General features: G+C 65.6%; 18 protein-coding genes. 11 read left to right on the forward strand and 7 right to left on the reverse strand.

What is annotated here, in order from left to right:
- Nucleotides 1-135 precede the first annotated feature (135 nt).
- Complete coding sequence (gene mdlC / locus RX330_RS29985) at nucleotides 136-1,758, forward strand: benzoylformate decarboxylase (RefSeq protein WP_317240886.1); 1,623 nt, start codon at nucleotides 136-138, stop codon at nucleotides 1,756-1,758.
- Between the two features lie 168 nt (nucleotides 1,759-1,926).
- Here the strand turns inward: mdlC and RX330_RS29990 are convergent, their stop codons facing one another.
- Nucleotides 1,927-2,703, reverse strand: a complete 777-nt coding sequence (locus tag RX330_RS29990; protein WP_317240887.1) for an SDR family NAD(P)-dependent oxidoreductase — start codon at nucleotides 2,701-2,703, stop codon at nucleotides 1,927-1,929.
- 75 nt (nucleotides 2,704-2,778) lie between these two features.
- Here RX330_RS29990 and RX330_RS29995 point away from each other — a divergent pair, with 75 nt between their 5' ends.
- Nucleotides 2,779-3,240, forward strand: a complete 462-nt coding sequence (locus tag RX330_RS29995; RefSeq protein ID WP_212088839.1) for a MarR family winged helix-turn-helix transcriptional regulator — start codon at nucleotides 2,779-2,781, stop codon at nucleotides 3,238-3,240.
- Nucleotides 3,241-3,384: 144 nt separating this feature from the next.
- Here RX330_RS29995 and RX330_RS30000 read toward each other — a convergent pair whose 3' ends face one another.
- Together RX330_RS30000 and trhA are read right to left on the reverse strand one after the other, a co-directional pair.
- Nucleotides 3,385-4,179 carry an SDR family oxidoreductase gene (locus tag RX330_RS30000; RefSeq protein WP_212088837.1) on the reverse strand — a complete coding sequence of 265 codons (795 nt, stop codon included), beginning with the start codon at nucleotides 4,177-4,179 and terminating at the stop codon, nucleotides 3,385-3,387.
- A 41-nt stretch (nucleotides 4,180-4,220) separates the two neighbouring features.
- A complete protein-coding gene (trhA, locus tag RX330_RS30005) occupies nucleotides 4,221-4,916 on the reverse strand; it encodes a PAQR family membrane homeostasis protein TrhA (protein WP_212088835.1) in 696 nt (231 codons plus the stop codon).
- Between the two features lie 181 nt (nucleotides 4,917-5,097).
- On the opposite strand from trhA, the gene RX330_RS30010 reads away from it, so the two are divergent.
- Both RX330_RS30010 and RX330_RS30015 read left to right on the forward strand, forming a co-directional pair.
- A complete protein-coding gene (locus RX330_RS30010) occupies nucleotides 5,098-6,567 on the forward strand; it encodes a YcjX family protein (protein WP_212088833.1) in 1,470 nt (489 codons plus the stop codon).
- Complete coding sequence (locus tag RX330_RS30015) at nucleotides 6,564-7,592, forward strand: YcjF family protein (protein WP_317240888.1); 1,029 nt, start codon at nucleotides 6,564-6,566, stop codon at nucleotides 7,590-7,592. Before RX330_RS30010 ends, RX330_RS30015 begins: the two co-directional genes overlap by 4 nt.
- On the opposite strand, the gene RX330_RS30020 is transcribed toward RX330_RS30015, so the two are convergent.
- Nucleotides 7,501-9,168 carry a glycosyltransferase family 39 protein gene (locus RX330_RS30020; RefSeq protein ID WP_317243999.1) on the reverse strand — a complete coding sequence of 556 codons (1,668 nt, stop codon included), beginning with the start codon at nucleotides 9,166-9,168 and terminating at the stop codon, nucleotides 7,501-7,503. The two genes, RX330_RS30015 and RX330_RS30020, sit on opposite strands and share 92 nt — an antisense overlap.
- 254 nt (nucleotides 9,169-9,422) lie before the next feature.
- On the opposite strand from RX330_RS30020, the gene RX330_RS30025 reads away from it, so the two are divergent.
- A complete protein-coding gene (locus tag RX330_RS30025; protein ID WP_317240889.1) occupies nucleotides 9,423-11,156 on the forward strand; it encodes an adenylate/guanylate cyclase domain-containing protein in 1,734 nt (577 codons plus the stop codon).
- A gap of 139 nt (nucleotides 11,157-11,295) precedes the next feature.
- Here RX330_RS30025 and RX330_RS30030 read toward each other — a convergent pair whose 3' ends face one another.
- Nucleotides 11,296-11,652 (reverse strand): hypothetical protein, encoded by a 357-nt coding sequence (locus RX330_RS30030; protein ID WP_317240890.1) that lies wholly within the window; start codon nucleotides 11,650-11,652, stop codon nucleotides 11,296-11,298.
- A gap of 185 nt (nucleotides 11,653-11,837) precedes the next feature.
- On the opposite strand from RX330_RS30030, the gene RX330_RS30035 reads away from it, so the two are divergent.
- A complete protein-coding gene (locus RX330_RS30035) occupies nucleotides 11,838-12,062 on the forward strand; it encodes a hypothetical protein (RefSeq protein WP_091966320.1) in 225 nt (74 codons plus the stop codon).
- A 280-nt stretch (nucleotides 12,063-12,342) separates the two neighbouring features.
- Here RX330_RS30035 and RX330_RS30040 read toward each other — a convergent pair whose 3' ends face one another.
- Nucleotides 12,343-12,999 carry a glutathione S-transferase family protein gene (locus tag RX330_RS30040; RefSeq protein ID WP_212088825.1) on the reverse strand — a complete coding sequence of 219 codons (657 nt, stop codon included), beginning with the start codon at nucleotides 12,997-12,999 and terminating at the stop codon, nucleotides 12,343-12,345.
- 155 nt (nucleotides 13,000-13,154) lie between these two features.
- Between RX330_RS30040 and RX330_RS30045 the strand changes: the two genes are divergently transcribed.
- Nucleotides 13,155-14,378, forward strand: coding sequence for a polyhydroxyalkanoate depolymerase (locus RX330_RS30045; protein ID WP_212088823.1), 1,224 nt, complete (start codon nucleotides 13,155-13,157; stop codon nucleotides 14,376-14,378).
- 39 nt (nucleotides 14,379-14,417) lie between these two features.
- Here the strand turns inward: RX330_RS30045 and RX330_RS30050 are convergent, their stop codons facing one another.
- Entirely contained in the window at nucleotides 14,418-15,443 is a 1,026-nt protein-coding gene (locus tag RX330_RS30050) for an AraC family transcriptional regulator (RefSeq protein ID WP_317240891.1), read from the reverse strand.
- Between the two features lie 185 nt (nucleotides 15,444-15,628).
- On the opposite strand from RX330_RS30050, the gene RX330_RS30055 reads away from it, so the two are divergent.
- The 4 genes from RX330_RS30055 to RX330_RS30070 all read left to right on the forward strand — a co-directional run bounded on the left by RX330_RS30055 (nucleotide 15,629) and on the right by RX330_RS30070 (nucleotide 19,885).
- Complete coding sequence (locus RX330_RS30055; protein WP_212088819.1) at nucleotides 15,629-16,078, forward strand: cupin domain-containing protein; 450 nt, start codon at nucleotides 15,629-15,631, stop codon at nucleotides 16,076-16,078.
- 95 nt (nucleotides 16,079-16,173) lie between these two features.
- Entirely contained in the window at nucleotides 16,174-17,661 is a 1,488-nt protein-coding gene (locus RX330_RS30060; RefSeq protein ID WP_317240892.1) for a flavin-containing monooxygenase, read from the forward strand.
- A 93-nt stretch (nucleotides 17,662-17,754) separates the two neighbouring features.
- Complete coding sequence (locus tag RX330_RS30065) at nucleotides 17,755-18,828, forward strand: hypothetical protein (protein WP_317244000.1); 1,074 nt, start codon at nucleotides 17,755-17,757, stop codon at nucleotides 18,826-18,828.
- A 67-nt stretch (nucleotides 18,829-18,895) separates the two neighbouring features.
- Entirely contained in the window at nucleotides 18,896-19,885 is a 990-nt protein-coding gene (locus RX330_RS30070) for an NAD-dependent epimerase/dehydratase family protein (protein WP_317240893.1), read from the forward strand.
- The last annotated feature ends 23 nt before the right edge of the window (nucleotides 19,886-19,908 follow it).

A 19,908-nucleotide genomic window follows, 5' to 3' on the forward strand; every position in this document is an offset into this window, starting at 1 on the left:
GAAGTTAGACCCTCACCCTGAGGAGCGCGCCCTTCGCGCGCGTCTCGAAGGGCGAGGGCACCAGCCGGGCCTTCATCCTTCGAGACGCGCGAAGACGCGCTCCTCAGGATGAGGAATAAACAGGGACCGGAAACCATGGCCAAGAACGGCAAGACCGGCAGCAGATCCGTCACCGTCAAGCAGGCGACGCTCGACCTGCTGCGTTCGTTCGGCATCGCAAAAGTGTTCGGCAATCCCGGCTCGACCGAGCTGCCGTTTCTGAGCGACTGGCCCGACGACATCGACTACGTGCTGGCGCTGCAGGAAGCTTCCGCCGTCGGCATGGCCGACGGCTATGCGCAGGCGACGCGCAATGCGGGCTTCGTCAATCTGCATTCGGCCGCCGGCGTCGGCAACGCGCTCGGCAACATCTACACGGCGCACCGAAACCAGACACCGCTCGTGATCACCGCGGGCCAGCAGGCGCGTTCGATCCTGCCGCTGCAGGCGTTCCTCTATGCCGAGCGCGCGTCGGAATTCCCGCGGCCTTACGTCAAATACAGCGTCGAGCCGGCGCGGCCCGAGGATGTGCCGGCTGCAATCGCGCGCGCCTATTACACCGCGATGCAGCCACCGTGCGGGCCGGCCTTCGTGTCGATCCCGATCGACGACTGGGCGCATGCCTGTGCGCCGGTCGAGGCGCGCAAGGTCAGCCGCGAGATCGGCCCCGAGCTTGATGCGATAAAGGCGCTGGTCGCGGCGCTCGTCGGCGCAAAGTACCCTGCCCTCGTCGTCGGCCCCGGCGTCGACCGCGCCGGCGCGGTCGACCTGATGGTGCGCGTCGCGGAGAAGGCGAAAGCCAGCGTCTGGGTCAGCCCGTTCTCAGCGCGCTGCTCGTTCCCCGAGCGGCATCCGCAGTTCGCGGGCTTCCTGCACGCCTCACCTGCGCAGCTGTCCGATGCATTGCGCGAGCACGACCTGGTCGTCGTCATCGGCGCGCCGGTGTTCACCTTCCATGTCGAGGGCCATGCCGCGATCTTCGACGGCGGTGCGACGATCTTCCAGATCACCGATGATCCGGACGCGGCGGCGGTGACGCCCATCGGCACCAGCATCATCGCCACGATGAAGCCGGCCCTGAACATGCTGCTCGACCTGCTGCCGGAGAGCAAACGCGCGGCGCCAAAGGGCCGAACGCTGCCGCCGGCACCTCAAGCCGCCGATCCGCTCCCGGTCGAATTCCTGCTGCATTCGCTGTCGCAGGCGATGCCGGAGGGTACGTCGGTCGTCGAGGAAGTGCCCTCGCACCGGCCGGCGATGCAGAAGTTCATGCCGATGCCCGGCCAGGACAGCTTTTACACGATGGCGAGCGGGGGCCTCGGTTACTCGCTGCCCGCCGCCGTCGGCATGGCGCTCGGCAAGCCGAAGCAGCGCACGGTCTGCCTGATCGGCGACGGCTCGGCGATGTATTCGATCCAGGCGCTGTGGACCACAGCACAGCGCAAGCTGCCGCTGACGATCGTCGTCCTCAACAATTCCGGATACGGCGCGATGCGCTCGTTCAGCCAGGTGATGCAGGTGCGGAACGTGCCCGGGCTGGAGCTGCCGGGGATCGATTTCGTCCGGCTCGCCGAAGGCATGGGTTGCCATGCGGTGCGGGTGACGAAGGCGGCGGAGCTTGGCGAGGCGCTGAAGCGCGGCATGGCGTTCGAAGGCACCAGCCTCGTCGAGGTCGCCGTGGATTCGGCGGTGCCGGTGCTGTACGGGCAGAAGCATTGATGCCGTCGCCCCTGCGAACGCAGGGGCCCATACCGCGTGATCTTTCGGTAAGGCGCCGGTGTCAATACCGCGGGCAAAACAACCAGCCTCCGCCAAACTCCTTCCTGTGGCTATGGGTCCCCGCGTTCGCGGGGACGACACCGATGGTTTGGCACGCCGACCAGCACATCACGACGCCAAGAATCCTCCATCTGCGGCCAGCACGTGTCCGACCACATAGGACGACGCATCCGAGGACAGCCACACCACGGCCTCCGCCACCTCCTCCGGGCTGCCCATCCGTCGTAGCGGCAGGCCGGCGCTCACCGTTGCGACGTCGCCGACGCCGGCGCGCAGCATCATGTCGGTGACGACACGGCCGGGAGCGATGGCGTTGATGCGGATGCCGCGCGGGGCGTTCTCCAGCGCCGCCGAGCGGGTCAGCGAGATCGCGGCCGCCTTCGAGGCCGAATAGAGTGCGAAGCCGGGATTGGGATTGCGCACGCCGCTCACGGATGCGTTGACGACGATGCTGCCGCGCCCCTGCGCCAGCATGACAGGCAATTGATGGCGCAGGCACAGGAACAGCGCGCGGACATTGGTGTCGAACACGCTGTCGTAAATGTCCATGCCCTGTTCTTGCAGCGGCGCGCGGCGCTCCTGGAAGCCGGCATTGTTGAAGGCGATGTCGAGCCGGCCGCAGCGCTCGATCGCCGTGCCGACGAGGCGCGCAACGTCGTCCTCGCGCGTGATGTCGGTCTTAAGCGCGATCGCATCGGCGCCGAGCTGACGGCATGAAGCGGCGGTCGCCTCGATCTCGGCTTCACGCCGGCCCGCAACGATGATCGCCTCGGCGCCTTCGGTCGCCATCCGCAGCGCGGTGGCGCGGCCGATGCCGCTGCCGCCGCCGGTCACCAGGCAGACCTTACCCGTCATCCGCGTTCCCGTCGGCAAAGCTCCGCTCATGGCTTACTCCAAAACGCTTGCGCGCGCCGTTGCGCTCATATAGTTGTATGATACAACTATATGCCGGGAGTCAAGATGGACGAGCTTGCTCTGATCGACGACATCCGCGCGGCCTCGCGGCTGATGGTGCGCGAGCTCGGCTTCATGGATGCGACGGTGGCGGCGTCGGACTATCCGCCCTCGGCGGTGCATACCATCCTGGAAATCGGCATCCGCGGCCCCATGACCTCGGGCGAGCTAGGCGATTTCCTGCGGTTGGAGAAGTCAAGCGTCAGCCGCCTGGTGCGCAAGCTCATCGATTGCGGCGAGCTGCGTGAGACGCCTGATGAGCTTGATGCCCGCAGCAAGCTGTTGTCGCTGACGGCGAAAGGGCGGCGCACGCTGGAGGCGCTGCATGCATTCGGACGGCAGCAGGTGCTCGGCGCGCTGGCGGCGCTGACAGAAGCGGAGCAGCGCACGGTGCGCGAGGGGATGATGCTCTATGCGCGGGCGCTTAGGCAGAGCCGGGTGGAGGATGAGGCGGGTGCGGCGGCGTGACCACACTCTCGGTGTCATCGCCCGGCTCGACCGGGCGATCCAGTACTCCGCGGCGCCAGTTGTGCAAACCAATGACCGCCGCGGAGTACTGGATGCCCCGCTTTCGCGGGGCATGACAGGGTCAACCGCAGCGACAGCGGCAGCCTACTTCCCGAACTCTTCCCGCATCCTGGCCTGGATCTTGGCCATGCCGCCGAGCCAGCGGTCGTAGTTCTCGGTCTTCTTGCGCATGTAGCCGAGCACCTGCGGGTGCGGCAGGATCAGGAACGTTTCCTGCTCGAGGCCGGCGAGCACGTCCTTCGCGACCTGCTCGGGCGTGAGGTCGCCGTCGCCGGATTGCGGGCCCTTCGGAATCGAGCGCAGCATGTTGGTATCGACGCCCTGGGGACAGAGGATCGAGACCTTGATGTTGTCAGCCTTGTGCGAGATCGCGAGATTCTCGGCAAAGCCGACCGCCGCATGCTTGGTCGTCGAATAGGCCGGGCTGCCGACCTGCGACAGCAGACCCGCGGCCGAAATCGTATTGAGGAAATAGCCGCCGCCGCGCGCCTTCATGCGGGGGACGAGGTGCCGCGCCGCATAGACATGGGCCATGACGTGGATCGCCCAGCTGCGCTGCCACGGCTCATCGGAGGCGCCGCCGGCATTGACGGACATCGGGTCGAAGCCGCCGCCGATGCCGGCATTGGAGCAGAACAGCGCGATGGGGCCGAACTGCCGCTCGGTCTCCTCGATGACGTGCGAAATGTCCTTTTCCTGCGCGACGTCGCATTTGAAGGCCGCACCATCCACCATGGCCGCGACCGCCCGCGCGTTGGCGGCATCCATGTCCGCGACGACGACCTTGGCTGCGCCCGCGTTGTGAAAGGCCTCGCACAGCGCCTTGCCGATGCCGTTTGCGCCGCCCGTGACGACCACGACCTTGCCGGTCACCTGCATGCGACGTCTCCTCTTGTCTTATACCGCTTCTTGAAGCTTGCTCAGCTCAACACGAGGTCAAGCACCGCGGTATAATGGCATGCCGCGCCGGCCAAAACAAAGCCGTGCCAGATCGCATTCTGAAAGCGCAGCCGCCGCCAGGCGTGGAAAATCACGCCGAAGCTGTAGAGCAGTCCTCCCGCAAGGATGAAGCCCAGCACCAGCGCGGGCAGCGCCCGGACCACGGCGTCGTAGAGCATCACGCCGCTCCAGCCCATGGCCAGATAGATGCCGACCGAAACGCGGTCGAACCGGCCGGGATAGAAGAGCTTGAGCACGATGCCGAGGATCGCAACGCACCAGACGCCGGCGAGCAGCACCAGCGCGAACCCGCTGTCCTTCACCTCCAGGATGAACGGCGTGTAGGTCGCCGCGATCAGGAGGTAGATCGCCGAATGGTCGAACCGCCGCAGCAGCCATTTGGCCGGCGACACCGGCCAGAGATTATAGGTCGCCGACAGCACCAGCATCGAGAGCAGGCCGGCGACATAGATCGAGACGCCGACGATGTCTGTGGCGTCGGCATAGACCGCCGTCAGCACCATCAGCACGGTCGCGGCGATGATGCCGGAGAGGACGCCGATCGCATGGACTATCCCATCGGCGATGACCTCGGCGCGGTCATAGTTCCAGCCCATCGCGTCGGCCGCGGCGTGCATGGAGCTGGATGCGAGCTGTTTCAGCTGGAAGACGGTCATGGCAATCCGCAAAATGAGGTGATGCCCTCTTCTATGGGTGTTTCGGCATCGGCGCGTCGTTCAAACGGCTGATTTACCGACAAAGGCGGTGGAAGTATGAAGCTTGATTTTCTTCAGGCAGTTGCCACTTTTGTGACTAGTCCATTCTGCGTATCCCCGCCCCACATCCCTTAACGTTCATATGGCATTCAGTTTCCAGGATATGGTCGAAGAAGCGCGCTTGTCGGCCCAGGCGCTGATCGACTATGGGGAGCACTTCTTCAATCCGACGGTGCGGTTAGGCGTTACCGGCCTGTCGCGGGCCGGCAAGACCGTGTTCATCACCGCGTTGATCCACGGCCTCACCCGCGGCGGTCGGTTTCCGGTGTTCGAAGCCTATGCCTCGGGCCGGATCGCGCGAGCGCATCTGGCGCCGCAGCCCGACGATGCGGTGCCGCGCTTTGCCTATGAGAACCATCTGCGCGCGCTGATCGAGGAGCGGCGCTGGCCGAATTCGACCGTCGACATCAGCGAGCTCAGGCTCGTCGTCGACTATCAGCGCCCGAACGGCGCCGACCGCACGCTGACGCTCGACATCGTCGACTATCCCGGCGAATGGCTGCTCGACCTTCCGCTGCTGCAGAAGAGTTTCGAGCAATGGTCGGCGGAGAGCCTTGCGCTGTCGCGCGAGGCACCGCGTGCGCATCTTGCGAGCGAATGGCACGCGCATCTCGCAACGCTCAAGCCCGAAGCGCGCGAGGACGAGCAGGCGACGCTCACCGCGGCAAAACTCTTCACCGATTATTTGCGCGCCTGCCGCGATGAGCGCTTCGCAATGAGCCTGTTGCCGCCCGGCCGCTTCCTGATGCCCGGCAATCTCGCAGGCTCCCCGGCGCTGACCTTTGCACCGCTCGACGTGCCCGCCGGCGGGCAGGCGCCGGACGGCTCGCTGTGGGCGATGATGGTGCGCCGCTTCGAGGCCTACAAGGATGTGGTGGTGCGCCCTTTCTTCCGCGATCATTTTGCCCGGCTCGATCGCCAGATCGTGCTGGCCGATGCGCTTGCCGCATTCAATTCCGGTCCCGAGGCGCTGCACGATCTCGAAGCCGCACTCGCCGGCATTCTCGGCTGCTTCAACATCGGCCGCAGCACGATTCTCTCCAGCCTGTTCCGGCCGCGCATCGACCGCATCCTGTTCGCAGCGACCAAGGCGGACCATCTGCATCATTCCAGCCACGACCGCCTCGAGGCCGTGCTGCGCCGCGCCGTCTCCGGCGCCGTTGCGCGCGCGGAAAATACCGGCGCGGCGATCGACGTTGTGGCGCTTGCCGCGGTGCGCGCCACACGAGAAGCCCAAGTCGCGCGGGGCCGCGACAAATTGCCGTCAATTCTGGGAACGCCGGCCGCGGGCGAAAGCGCCGGCGGCGAGTTCTTCGACGGCAACACGGAGGTTGCGACTTTTCCGGGCGATTTGCCCTTGGATCCCGAGCCGCTGTTCAACGGCACGGATGCGTTCCGTGGCCTCGCGACCGAAGCTGCCGAAAAGAGTGACTTCCGCTTCCTGCGCTTTCGTCCGCCCGCCCTCGATCGCGAGGGCGGCGAGCCGCCGACGCTGCCACACATCCGCCTCGACCGTGCCTTGCAGTTCCTGATCGGAGACAAGCTCGCATGAACGACCGATCGAAGCCACGGCGGCCGGCGACGTTCCGGCTCGACGATCCCGGCGTCGTCGTCACCGAGGCCGACGACACCAGCCGGCTCGGCCGCGCCACCATCCAGATCACGCCGGAGCCCGATCCGGCCATGTTGCCGGTGCCGGTTCAAACCGCGCTCCCCGCTCGGCGCGGCTTTCCCTGGGGCACGCTGTTCTGGTCGGGCGTTGCCGGGCTGACATTGCTGGGCACGGGACTGGGCGTCGTCCATCTGATCGAGGATTTGTTCGCGCGCAGCGAAAGCCTGGGCTATGTCGGGCTCGCCTTCGCGCTCGTGACCGCGTTCGCGCTCGCGGTGGTGATCGGCCGCGAGGCGGTTGGCCTTGCACGTCTCGCCACCATCGAAAAACTGCACCAGCGCGCCGCCGCCGTCCTTGCCAATGACGACCGCAAGGAGAGCCGCGTCATCGTGCAGGACCTGCTCAAGATCGCGCACCAGAACCCGCAGCTCGCGCGCGCCCGCGCCGCGCTGGAGAGCCATGCCGGTGAGATCATCGACGGCGCCGACATGATCCGGCTCGCCGAGCGCGAGCTGATGTCGCCGCTGGATGCCGAGGCGCGGCGGCTGGTGTCGTCAGCCGCGCAAAAAGTCTCGATCGTGACCGCAGTGAGCCCACGCGCCGCGATCGACGTGCTGTTCGTGTTCGTCGCCGCGCTGCGCCTGATCCGCCAGCTTGCGTATCTCTATGGCGGCCGGCCCGGCGCGCTCGGCATGATCCGCCTGCTCCGCCAAATCATCGGCCATCTCGCCATCACAGGCGGCATGGCCGCGAGTGACAGTCTCGTGCAGCAGATGCTCGGCCACGGCATCGCGGCGAAGCTGTCGCAGCGGCTCGGCGAAGGCGTCCTGAATGGTTTGCTGACGGCGAGGCTGGGACTGGCGGCGATCGACGTCACGCGGCCGCTGCCGTTCGCGGCATTACCGCCGCCGAAGCTGTCGGATCTCGCGACAGATCTACTGCGGAAGAAGGACGGAGAGGCGTAGCGGCAAGACGGGTGGGGCTCGCTAGCTTTTCAAATTTTCCCGCCAGCACTTTCCACCTAAACAGCGGCGAGTCCTTTGGCGGTGACAGCTCCGGCGTCCAGCCGGTAAGCTTCTCCAGCACATAGGTATCCGAGAGAACGCCGCGCCAGCGGCGTTCGACCCGGCCGAGCCGTTCGCGCGTGGCGGGGATGTTCTCCCACAGCGAGGAGCGATCGTCCGGCTCGCGGCCAACATAGATGCCGGCGTGGCCCTTGATCCGGTCCAGACCGGGGTCACCAAAATCCTGGAAGCGGCCACGCTCGTTGATCTCGATCACGGGCACGCGGCCCCGGAACAACCAGCGCAACATGGCATAGGTGCGGTAGTCCGTGGTGGCGATCCAGGTCGCGCCGGTTTCATCCAGCGCGGCTTGCGCGCGCGCGGCGACCTGCTCGTAACCGGCTTCGGCGCCAATCGGATCGATCTTCCCCAGGAGATTCCAGGGCGCGGCGACATAATAGAGGAACACGATCACGACGAAGGCGATGCCCGAGACGATCGCTGTCCTGGCCCAGAACAGCGACGAGTTGAGCATCCGGCCCGACCAACCCTCCTTTGCCATCGTCGCAAGGTTCACGGCCGCCGCCGCGAAGCCGACCGGCCACATGAACATCGGCCATGTGTCGCCGACCCGGAGCGTGGTCGACTTGAAGAGGAAGTACAGAAAGGGCACCAGCACCGCGGTCGCCAGCAGGATCGCGACCGGCTCGCGCGTGCGATAACCGCGCCATGCCGTCAGCACCAGGCCTGTCAGCACCACAGGCAGCATGACGAAGCCGACCAGACCGAACTGCAGGCCGATAAAGTCGCCGATCGTTCGCAGCGAGATGCCGTAATTGGCGGTGGCGCGCACGCCCTGGAATCGGAACGAGGCCCAATCATGCTGCACGTTCCAGATCAGCACCGGCGAGAACACCGTAATCGCAACCAGCACCGCGAAATAGGGATAGGGGCTGCGCAACCAGCGCCAGCGCCAATCCGGCACCAGCAGGAAGGCGGCGACCGCCGGCGCGAACATGATCGCGGTGAATTTCGACAGCATCGACAGCCCGGCGAACAGCCCGGCCACGAGCCACCAGCGTCCGTCGCCGCTCTGCGCCAGCCGCACCAGCGACCACATCATTGCCACCGCGAACGGGATCATGGCGACATCGGGCGCGACCTTGGCCATCAGCAGGCCGTAATAGAGCGCGGCTTCCGGCATCAGCAGCGCGAACACGACCGCGCGCACATCATGGGTGAGGCGGCGGACGATGTCGGCGAGCAGCAGCTGCGTCACCAGCATCGCGACGATGCCGCCGAAGCGGACGCCAAGCGAGGTGTCGCCGAACATCGCGGTACCGAAGCGGATGAGCCAGGCGATGCCCGGGGGATGATCGAGGAAGCTCAGCGCTCCCTCTTTCGACCAGGTCCAGTAATAGGCCTCGTCGGTCCGCAGCTCGATCGCGGAGGCGTAGACGATGCGGAGCAGCGTCATCGCGGCGATGATCGCTGCGGCCACAAGGAGGGGCCGGCGGGAGGCGCTGCCGGAAGGCATGGTGAAGTCAGGGGCTGTCGTCACGGCCGCGCTTTTCGCCAACCTCGGAGGGGGAGTCAATGCGGGGACCACGCATTCGGTGTCGTCCACTCCCTGGAGCTATGGACCCGGATCTGCGCGCCTGAGGGCGCGCTTGTCCGGGACGACGGCGGAGGTGTGGTTGGCTTGCCACGCTTGTGATCCTGCAGGCTGTCCACATCAGGAATTAAACGCTACGCTGGCTGTTCTCTTTCGTGAGCTGATACAATCGAATCATGGCCATTGCTCCCGCACAGACGTCCGAACTTGTCCGCGCCATCAGTGTGCGGCAGGTGAGGCTCATCTGCGGCGTGATCCTGTTCGCCTACGTGGTCAGTCATTTCCTCAACCATGCGCTCGGCAATATCTCGGTCGAGTCCATGGAGGCCGGGGTCTACTACCACACCCTCTTCTGGCAGTTCCTTCCCGTTTCGATCGTCTTCTATTCGGCGGCGCTCACGCATATGGGGCTCGGCATCTATGCGCTGTATCAGCGCCGCCAGTTCCGCTGGCGGACGATCGAGCCGCTTCAGCTCTTGCTGGGCTTGAGCATCCCCGCGCTGGTGATGGGGCACGTGATCGGCGTACGGCTCGGCTACACGCTCTACGATCATCAGAAGCTCTATCCGCAGGAGCTCTACCTGTTTTTCGTCGCCGCGCCCGGGCGGCTCTGGCAGATGACGATCCTCCTGCTGATCGCCTGGGTGCACGGCTGCATCGGCATCTATTTCTGGCTTCGCCTCAAACCGTTCTTCCCGCGTGCGGCGCCCTACCTGCTCGCCGCCGCCGTGCTGGTCCCGACATTGTCCCTGCTCGGCATCTATCAGGGCGGCCGCAGCGTTGCGATCGAAGCTGATGACCGGGAATGGCGCACGCAGAATCTCGCCCGCCGTCAGGTCGGGACGGTCGCGGAAAACAACACGCTCGACCGCATCACCGGTGGCCTCACCATCGGCTATTTCGGTCTGCTCGCGCTGGCGCTGGCGGCACGCGGCGTGCGGGCCCTGCGCGAGCGGCGCGGCGGCATGGTCGCGCTGTCCTACGGCAACGGCAAGACGGTGCGGGTCCCCAAGGGCCTCTCCGTGCTGGAAGCGAGCCTGCGCCACAATGTGCCGCACGCCAGCGTATGCGGCGGCCGCGCCCGCTGCTCGACTTGTCGCATCCGCATCATCGGCGATCATGGCGCGCTGCCCACCCCGTCGCAGCGCGAGGCCTTCGTGCTCACCCGCGTCGGCACCGCCGATCCCTCGATCCGGCTGGCCTGCCAGCTGCGGCCGACGTCCGACCTCTCCTTCTTCCAGCTCTTCATGCCGCACACGAATGCGGCGGACGGGCTGGCCTCGACACCCACCAGAATCGGCCAGGAGCGCTATCTCGTCAGCCTGTTCGTGGACATGCGCGGCTCGACGCAGCTCGCGGAAAAGCGGCTGCCGTTCGACACCGTCTTCATCGTCAACCGCTTCCTCGGTGCGGTCTCGCAGGCGGTGATCGAGAACGGCGGCCAGCCCAACCAGTTCGTCGGCGACGGCATGCTGGCGCTGTTCGGATTGACCGCCGATCCGCAAGAAGCGTGCAGGCAAGCGTTGAAGGCAGCCTCCGGCATCGCCACGCATATCGACGAGCTCAACGAGCTCCTGAGCCACGATCTGCGCCAGCCGATCCGCTTCGGCATCGGTATTCATGGCGGCGAGGTCATCATCGGCGACATCGGTTATCGCGATCACATCGTCTTCACCGCGCTCGGCGATGCCGTGAATGTCGCGGCCCGGCTGCAGGACATGACCAAGACGCTGGCTTGCGAGGCCGTGGTTTCGGAAGAAGTCCGCCGCTCCGCCGGCCTTGCCGACGACGCCCTGCCGCAGCAGGAGGTCGCGATCCGCGGTCGCGACGAGCCGCTCGCCGTGCGCGTGGTGGCGGATGCGCGGGAGCTGGCAGCGCTGGTCGACGGCAACGCACGCGTTGCGGCGTAGGGCGTAAGCCACACGGGAAGCGCGCTCCCTCCCGCTTTGCAGGACAGAGCTGGGGGAGGGCTTCCGCGATGGGATCATCCCCCAGGGAATAGCACCCTCACCCGCGCCTCTGGCGCGACCTCTCCCGCAAGCGGCTCTGCTATTTCGCAGCGTCCTTCGGCGGCGACGCGTCCTGCTTCTTCTTCAGATCCTCCGCCGTCTTCGCTTGCGCGGCCTGGAGATCGAGAAGCGTCTTCTGCAGGCCGGCAACGCTCGTTTTCAACGCTTCGATCTGGCGAGCCGCGGCGTCCAGCTTCTGCTGGTGATCGAGGTTGAGCTTCGTGATCGTCTTCTGCAGGAAGTCGACATTGCTCTGCAGGCAGCTGGTGCGCCGCTCCATGGTCTTCTCGACCGTGCAGATTTCGATCCCGGGCACGTCTTGCGCGTGCAGGGGCGCATTCGCCAGCGTTGCGAGCAGCAACGTTGCGAAACAAATGCCGGCGTTTCGAAGCAGCATGGATGGTTCCTCGTCCGATCGATCACGGCAATGTGCGCTTTTTGCGCACCGCAAGGCGAGGCTACCACACTCGTACCGCATTCTCGCGTTGAGCTTGAGCCCGTTCCCTTGGACGGGGAACGATGATCCGCACGCGGAAGAAGTGGGCGCTCGTTCCGCGGCTTTGTTTAGGGGAGATTTTTGGAATGGCAACGCGCGATAGACGACTGGCGGAATTCGATGGCGCCGGAGAACCACCGCCGGGCCTGGCGCTCGAAGTGCTGTGCGAGGACCACAGCGGAACGTACCAACTGCCGTTCGCCTGCCGCTATGTCGAGGGACGCTGGCAGAACAACGAAGCCGGCATTGCGGTTGAAGCCACCGTCATCGGCTGGCGCCTGCCGCGCGTGAGGCAGCGCGGGGCCGCCTGAAGCCCATATCTGTTCCAGAATGCAACGGTGCCGCGCTCCGCCTTAACCAACGGAACGCGGCCCGAACGAATCACGTCCGAATCAGCGGAAAGGCCGTGTACGCAGCTGTTCACGGCTAGATGTCGATGCTGCTGTGCGGGAGCGTACAATATCTGTGCGACGTGGCGAACGGCATCGACCCCTCACGGGCGCCAAAGGTTAATTCCCACAAGGGCATAGCTCTCTCGGGTGGCTGCAGCCGGTCCCGCCCCCGAAACAGGCAAGGCCGCGTCATGCCTGCCTAATATTCGACCTCGAGCTCCTCGATCTCGGCCGGCTCCTCCTTTGCTGCCGCGATCCATTCCTGCATCTCGGGCATCGCCATGATGGTGTCGGCATAGGCCTTCAGCAGCGGCTCCAGCTTGACGTCGTAGGTGACGAAACGCGTCACCACCGGCGCGTACATCGCATCCGCCATGGTGCGCTGCGCGCCGAACAGGAAGGGACCGCCCGATGCCGTCAGGCAGTCGCGCCAGATGGACCAGACGCGGTCGATGTCGGCCTGCGCCCGCGACCAGATCTTGAAGCCGGGGAAGTATCCTTTCAGATTCACCGGGAGCGAGGCGCGCAGCGTGGTGAAGCCGGAATGGATTTCGCCCGAGATCGAGCGGCAATGGGCCCGCTGCACGCGGTCGTCAGGCAACAGACCGGCTGACGGCATCACCTCGTTGAGATATTCGCCGATCGCCAGCGTATCCCAGACCACCGCGCCCTCGTGCCGCAGGCACGGCACCAGGATCGAGGATGACAGCAGGAGGATTTCGGCGCGCGCCGACGCATCGTCCGGTGCGGTGACGATTTCCTCGAAATCGAGCCCGGAGAATTTCGCCAGCAGCCAGCCGCGCAGCGACCAGGACGAATAGTTCTTGCTGCTGATGGTCAGTGTCGCCTTTGCCATATGGCTCTTCCCTGCTCCCGCCTCCGCCGGCCCGCGGCCGCGCGTTGTGCTTGCCGTGACGTGAACAGCAAGCGACGTGCCAATTTCGCGGCCCGGTCCGACCGACGTTTGGCGTCGTTATTGCATAGGCTCACGGAACGGGTGGGCGTTTCAGTATGATGTCGATGTATTATCAGGCTTTTCAGAACCACATGGACCTGACCGCGCCGTGGCGCGCGGGGGCTTCGTCCGCGCTCAGATTCCTCAATCTGGTGCCGCAGGGCATGTCGGATCAGGTGGTCGGCCGGCTGACGGCGGCGCTGGAGCTGATCTCGCGCTCTACCCTCACCTACCACAGGCCGGCCTACGGCATCGACAGCGTCATGGTGGGAAATCGGGAAGTCGCCGTCACCGAGGAGATCGCCTACGCGACGCCGTTCGGCTCGCTGCTGCACTTTCGGAAGGACGGCGTGGGCGAGCAGCCGCGCATGCTGCTGGTGGCGCCGATGTCCGGTCATTTCGCCACGCTGCTCCGCGGCACCGTGAAGACGCTGCTCCAGGACCACGACGTCTACATCACCGACTGGCACAATCCGCGCGACATTCCCCGCAGCGAGGGCCGCTTCGGGCTCGACGACTACACCGAGCACCTGATCGATTTCCTGGGCCAACTCGGCCCGCGCCCGCACATGGTCGCGATCTGCCAGCCGTCGGTGTCGGCGCTCGCGGCCGCCGCGATCATGTGCGAGGACAACCATCCCTCGCGCCCGGCGACGCTGACGCTGATGGCCGGCCCGATCGACACGCGGATACAGCCGACCAGGGTCAACGAGTTCGCCAAGAGCAGACCGATCGACTGGTTCGAGCAGAACCTGATCAACTACGTTCCGGTTCAATGCCGCGGCGCCTTGCGAAAGGTCTATCCAGGCTTCGTGCAGCTCACCGCTTTCGTCTCGATGAATCTCGAGCGCCACATCAAGCAGCATATGGATCTCGCCAACCACATCGCCAAGGGCGAGAAGGACAAGGCCGCGAGCATCAAGACCTTCTACGACGAATATTTCGCCGTGATGGACCTTCCGGCCGAGTTCTACATCGAGACCGTACGCGACGTGTTCCAGGAGCACCTGCTGCCGCAGGGCAGACTGATGCATCGCGGTCGCCCCGTGAACACCAAGGCCGTCAGCCGCATGGGCCTGATGACGGTGGAGGGCGAGAAGGACGACATCTGCTCGATCGGCCAGACGCTCGCGGCGCAGGACCTCTGCACCAGCGTGCGCGCCTATCGCAGGGTGCATCACATGCAGGCCGGCGTCGGCCATTACGGCGTGTTCTCGGGCAAGCGCTGGAACAACGAGATCTATCCGCTGCTGCGGGATTTCGTGCATGTCAATTCGTGAAGGGGCTTCGCGCAGAAGCAAAAAAACCGGGCCGATGATCTAACTCATCCGTCGCCGCAGCGTCGCCGACGGCGTCTCGCCGAATTTCTCGCGGTAGGCACCGGCCATGCGGCCGAGATGGGTGAAGCCGAGATCGAAGGCGAGGTCGGTGATGGAGGCATCGGGCGCAGCCTGCGCGAGGCGGACGTTCAGACCGGCGAGGCGCATGTCGAGCAGCATCTGCGAGATCGACAGGCCGAAGTGACGACGGAAGCCGAGCTGGAGCGCGCGGATGCCGATGCCGGCGGCGCAGGCAAGTTGCGCGAGGTCGAGCGGCTCACCGGCATTGTCCGCAAGGTGGTCCCGCGCCGCACGGAGGGCGCGCGGCAGGCGTTCGGCTCGGCCGGAGAATGTCGTGATCGCATCCGACAGGCCATGCTGCTGACCATTGAGCAGATGATCGAGCAGAAGCTCGCGCCAATCGGCCATGGCAACCGCTGACAGCCTGCCGGAGGGACCGCGGCGTTCGGCAAGCGTCATCAGTTCGGCAAGGCTAGTTCGCAAGGCGCGCCCCGACGGTGCGTCCAGATTGATCACAGGATCGAACTCAACAGGGCCTGATGCCCTGCCCGACAGCGCCGCGGCACGCTGCTCGACCATGCGGCGGTCGACCAGCAGGATCGCCTGCGCGCAGTCGCGCCACATCATCCGGGTCGGGATCGTCGGCGACAGTAGCGACGCCGTCCGCTCCGGCGTGGCATCGAGCTCGGTATTGCCGGCGCGAATGTGGGCGGTGCCCGTCAGCGGGACCTGCACCAGGAAGAAGCGCTCGAGGCAGCCGGGATCGATGCCGACCGATCCGCCATAGGCGACGTAGTTGATGGAAAAGCCGTCGAAATCGGCGCAATTGTGCCGGGCGGAGAAGCCGGCCGCACGCGCTTGTGTCGGCTTCAAATCGTGCGGGCAGAAGATGCGCCCGATCTCCTCGGCCGCCTCGTCGACATCATCAGTGGTGACGCGGGCGAAATCCGCGAGCCGTTCGGCTGCGGAGGCTCTTGCGCTCATTTCCAGCTCGGCTGCGGACATCGCTCGACCACGCTTCGCGCCCGGGAATTGCTTTAAGCTTATAATAGTTCCCCGAACGCGGAAAGGGCCGCCGCGAAATCGTCGTGCTGCATAGCAGCACCCCCTCTGGATTCGTTTAGCGGATAGACAGGCGGCCCATTGTTGATTGAAGCTCCATCCTCGCCGGAATCCAATGGGAGCGCGTCATGACTGCACTCGAAAAGGGCATTACCGCCGCTGGCACAGGCTACGGCGGCAAGAGCTGGAATATCCTCGGCCAGGTCTATTTCCCCAAGGCTGTCACCGACTCCACCTTCGCATTCGAGACCAACAGCGATCCCGGCCAGTTCGTGCCGGTGCACATCCATCCGACCCAGGACGAGTTCATCCTGGTGCAGGAGGGCACGCTCGACCTCAAGCTCGACGGCAAATGGGTCAAGGCCAATGCCGGCGATCTCGTGCGCATGCCGCGCGGCATCCCGCATGGCTATTTCAACAAATCCGACAAGCCGTGCCGAGCGCTGTTCTGGGTCTCGCCGATGCAGAAGCTGGAGGCACTGTTCGAGCAGTTGCACAATCTGACGGACCCTGCCGAAGTCGTGCGCATCTCGGCGATGCACGAGGTGGATTTCCTGCCGCCCGAAGCCAACGACTAGGTCCCTCGTCCACTTTCATCTGCTTGCCGGCCCGCCGGCCGCGCATTGCGGCCGAACGTGGCCGCTTGCGCGGAAAACACATTGCGAGCAAACCCATGGTCACTCCCAAGCATGTCTGCGTGATCGGCGCCGGCGTCTCCGGCCTCGCCGCCGCCAAGGCGTTCTCCTCCCGCGGCCACCGCGTCACCATCGTCGAACGCTCTGGTGATCTCGGCGGCGTCTGGGAGCCGGCGCGCTCCTATCCCGACGTGCAGACGCAGAGCCCGAAGGAGCTCTATCGCTACACCGACCGCGCGATGCCGGAGGCCTATCCGGAATGGCCAACCGGGCCGCAGGTTCACGCCTATCTCGCCGACTATGCGAAAAGTTTTAGCCTCGACCGCATGTTGCGCCTCGACACGGCCGTGGCAGGCATGGCGCGCCGCGCCGACGGCAAGCCGGGATGGACGCTCGCGCTATCAGGCAAGGACGGCACGACGAATGAGGATTTCGATTTCGTCGCCGTGTGCACCGGGCAGTTCAATGAGCCGCGCGAGCTGCGTTGCCCGGGCGAGGAAGGCTTTCTGGCACAAGGCGGCCAGATCCTGCATTCGTCGAAATATGGCGATCCCTCGCTGGCAAAGGGACGCCGTGTCGTCGTGCTCGGCGGCTCGAAATCGGCGACGGACATCGCGGTCAACGCAGTGAAATCGGGGGCGCGCGAGGTCACCATCGTGATGCGCGAGCCCGTCTGGCGCATCCCCTATTTCATCGGCGGCCTCGTGAACTTCAAGCGCATCCTCTACATCCGCGCGCAGGAGGAGATGTTTCCCGGCTGGGGCATCGGCCCGGTCGCCCGGCTCGCGCACCGCCTCGCCGCGCCGCTGGTGTGGGCGAACTGGCGCGGGCTGGAGAGCCTGCTCAAGGCGCAGCTCAAGCTTGGCCGGTGCAACATGGTGCCGAAGGAGCGGATCGAGGATGGCGTCAACTGCTCGGTGCCGATCGCAACGCCGGGCTTCTATCCGATGGTCGCGGACGGCCGCATCAAGGCGGTGTTCGGCACGTTCGATCATTATGACGGCGACATCATCGTGATGAGCGGCGGCGAACGCGTCGGTGCAGACGTTGCCGTACCCGCGATCGGATACAAGCTCGGCGTGCCGTTCCTCCCCGAGGCTTACAGGCAAAAGCTGGTCGATGCCGACGGGCAGTACCGGCTCTATCGCCTGATCGCCAACCCCGACCTGCCCGAGCTCGGCTTCGTCGGCTTCAACTCCTCGTTCTGCACCGTGCTCTGTGCCGACCTCGCCGCCAACTGGCTGGTCCGCTATGCCGACGGCCAGCTCGCCAAACAACCGACGACGCAAGCGATGCGCGACAACATCGAGATGATGCTGCACTTCAAGCGCGTCGAACGGCCGGCCGCGGGCGTCTATGGCGGCCTCTGCGTCGCGCCCTATCACTACCGGCATTTCGACGAGCTGATGGCCGACATCGGCGCCAAGAACCAGAAGCGCGGCGGCCTTGCCGGGCGCTTCTCGCCGCCGGATGCGGATGACTATGCCAAGTTCCTGGCTACGGCGCCGGACTACCGGGCGGCGTGAGGGGAAGACGGCCAGCCAGCGAGATTGCGGCTCGCCAGCTCGCGCCTTCGATGCTTACGATCTCACTGGCGACCGAATCGATGGGAACCGGCCATGGGATTGAGACGTCTTGCCGCCGCAGCCCTTGCGGCGCTCGCCTTGCTTGTCACGGCGCCCGCGCTCGGGCAGCAGCGTGAGCTTACGTCTCAGCAGGCGGCGGCGCTCGCTGCCTATGACAGCGCGCTCGCCGATTTCAGATCCATCCTGGCGGAGCGGCGGCGTCAGATCGATGCGAAGCAGACCTTGCCGAACCTGCCGGGGCAAGCGCTCTACCTGGCGCGGGTCGCCGTCATCAGCACCTACAAGGATCTCACGGACGCCATTCCCTCCAGAATCGGAAAGCCCAACAAGTTCGAGATTCCCCCGGCCTATTTCGACGCCGCCATCGAGCCGCTGATCGACGAATATGCCGCGCTGTTCGAGATCATGGAGGCGCCGCCAGCCGGCGCGCAGAACTCGCCGACGCCGTTCAAGGACGTCGTCGACCTCGCCGTCGCCATTGCGCGCGCCAAGGGATTGGCGCCAATTCACGCCGATATTGCGGGGCGCATCAGCCTCGGGCTGTTCTATGCGGAAACCAACGGCAAGCAGAACGTCCGCAATGCGCGCTCCAACACCTATATGGGTAGCTTCCAGACCGGCCCCTCCGAAGACCGCAACGGCCGCAGGAAATGGGAGGCCATCAAAGGCGACATCGCCGCGATCGATCCCGCATTCAGCGCACGCGACGACAAGGAGGAGGCACGAGCCCACGGCACCGATCAGCGCTTCAACCACTGGACGAACGTGCGCAACGGGCTGATGAACGCGCATGCAGATATCTTCAGGGAGATTCCGGGAATCGTGAAGACGCTGCCCGACCCGATCGACCAGATGAAGCTGTTCCAGTTGATTCAGATCGTTCCGACGCCGACGCGGTCGGCGCTCAAGTCGGGGGATCTCCTGAACTACAGGGTGTCAAGCCCCACGGTCATGAAGTATTTGCGCAACAATAGCATCTTCGCGTTCGGACAGGCCGACCGGGCGCGCACCTCGGCCAGCTTCCGCGAGATCCTCGCTGCGATGTGGCTATTCAACCGGAAGTTCGAGAAAGCGATGGCGAAATACGCGGAGATCAAGGGGCGCTGAGACTGCGGTTTGCAACCGCTACCGGGCGTTGTAGGCTCTTTGCCTCATCGGCGGAACGGACCTTTCCATGCGCGTCCTCATTCTCGGCGGCAGCCAGTTCCTCGGGCGCGCGATCGCCTCCCACGCTTGTGCTGCAGGCCACGACGTGACCTGCGCCGCCCGCGGTCTCGCGGGACCGATCGCGGCGGGCGCCCGCCTCATCCGGATCGATCGCGACGTCGCTGACGGTCTTGCGCCACTGACCGGCGAGACATTCGATGCAGTGGTCGACGTCTCGCGACATCCAGGTCAGGTCCGCCGCGCGGTCGCCGCGCTGAAGCGGCCGGACGTGCATTGGACCTTCGTTTCGACCATCAGCGTGTATGCCGACAATCGCATCCCGGGACAGCGTGCCGACACGGCGCCGCTGCGCGAACCCGCGTCGGCGGATCTCGAACACAGCACCGATGCCATCTATGGCGCCGCCAAGGTCGCTTGCGAGCAGGCGGTCGGCGACGATGCCTTCATCTGCCGCGCCGGCCTCATCGCCGGACCGGAGGACCCGACCGGGCGCTTCGCCTATTGGCCGGCGCGGCTCGCGCGGGGCGGCCAGGTGCTGGCGCCGGGATCGCCTGATGATGCCGTCCAGTTCATCGACGTGCGCGATCTTGCGCAATGGATCGTGCATGCCGCGGAGGTTCGCCTCACCGGCATCTATGACGGGATCGGACCGGTGCGCACGCGCGGCGAACTGCTCGCCGAATGCGCGGCCGCGCTGAATGCGTCCTGCACGTTCGCCTGGGTCGATCGCGCCTTTCTGGAAGCGCATGACGTGCGGCGCTGGGCGGGTCCGCGGTCATTGCCGATGTGGCTGCCCCTGCCCGACTTCGCCGGCTTCATGACGCGCGACACCTCGCCGGCCCGCGCGGCTGGCCTGAGCTCGCGCTCCGTCGCGATCACCGCACGCGATACGCTCGACTGGCTCCGCGCCAGCAACGGGCCGGTGGTCGGCCTCAGCTCCGCTGAGGAAGGCGCGGTGCTTTCAGCATGGCATGCGCGCGAAGCAGCCGAACTCTAGCCGGACCGCGGCAAGCCGGGCCA

Source organism: Bradyrhizobium sp. NDS-1, from assembly GCF_032918005.1.
GTDB classification, from domain to species: domain Bacteria; phylum Pseudomonadota; class Alphaproteobacteria; order Rhizobiales; family Xanthobacteraceae; genus Bradyrhizobium; species Bradyrhizobium tunisiense.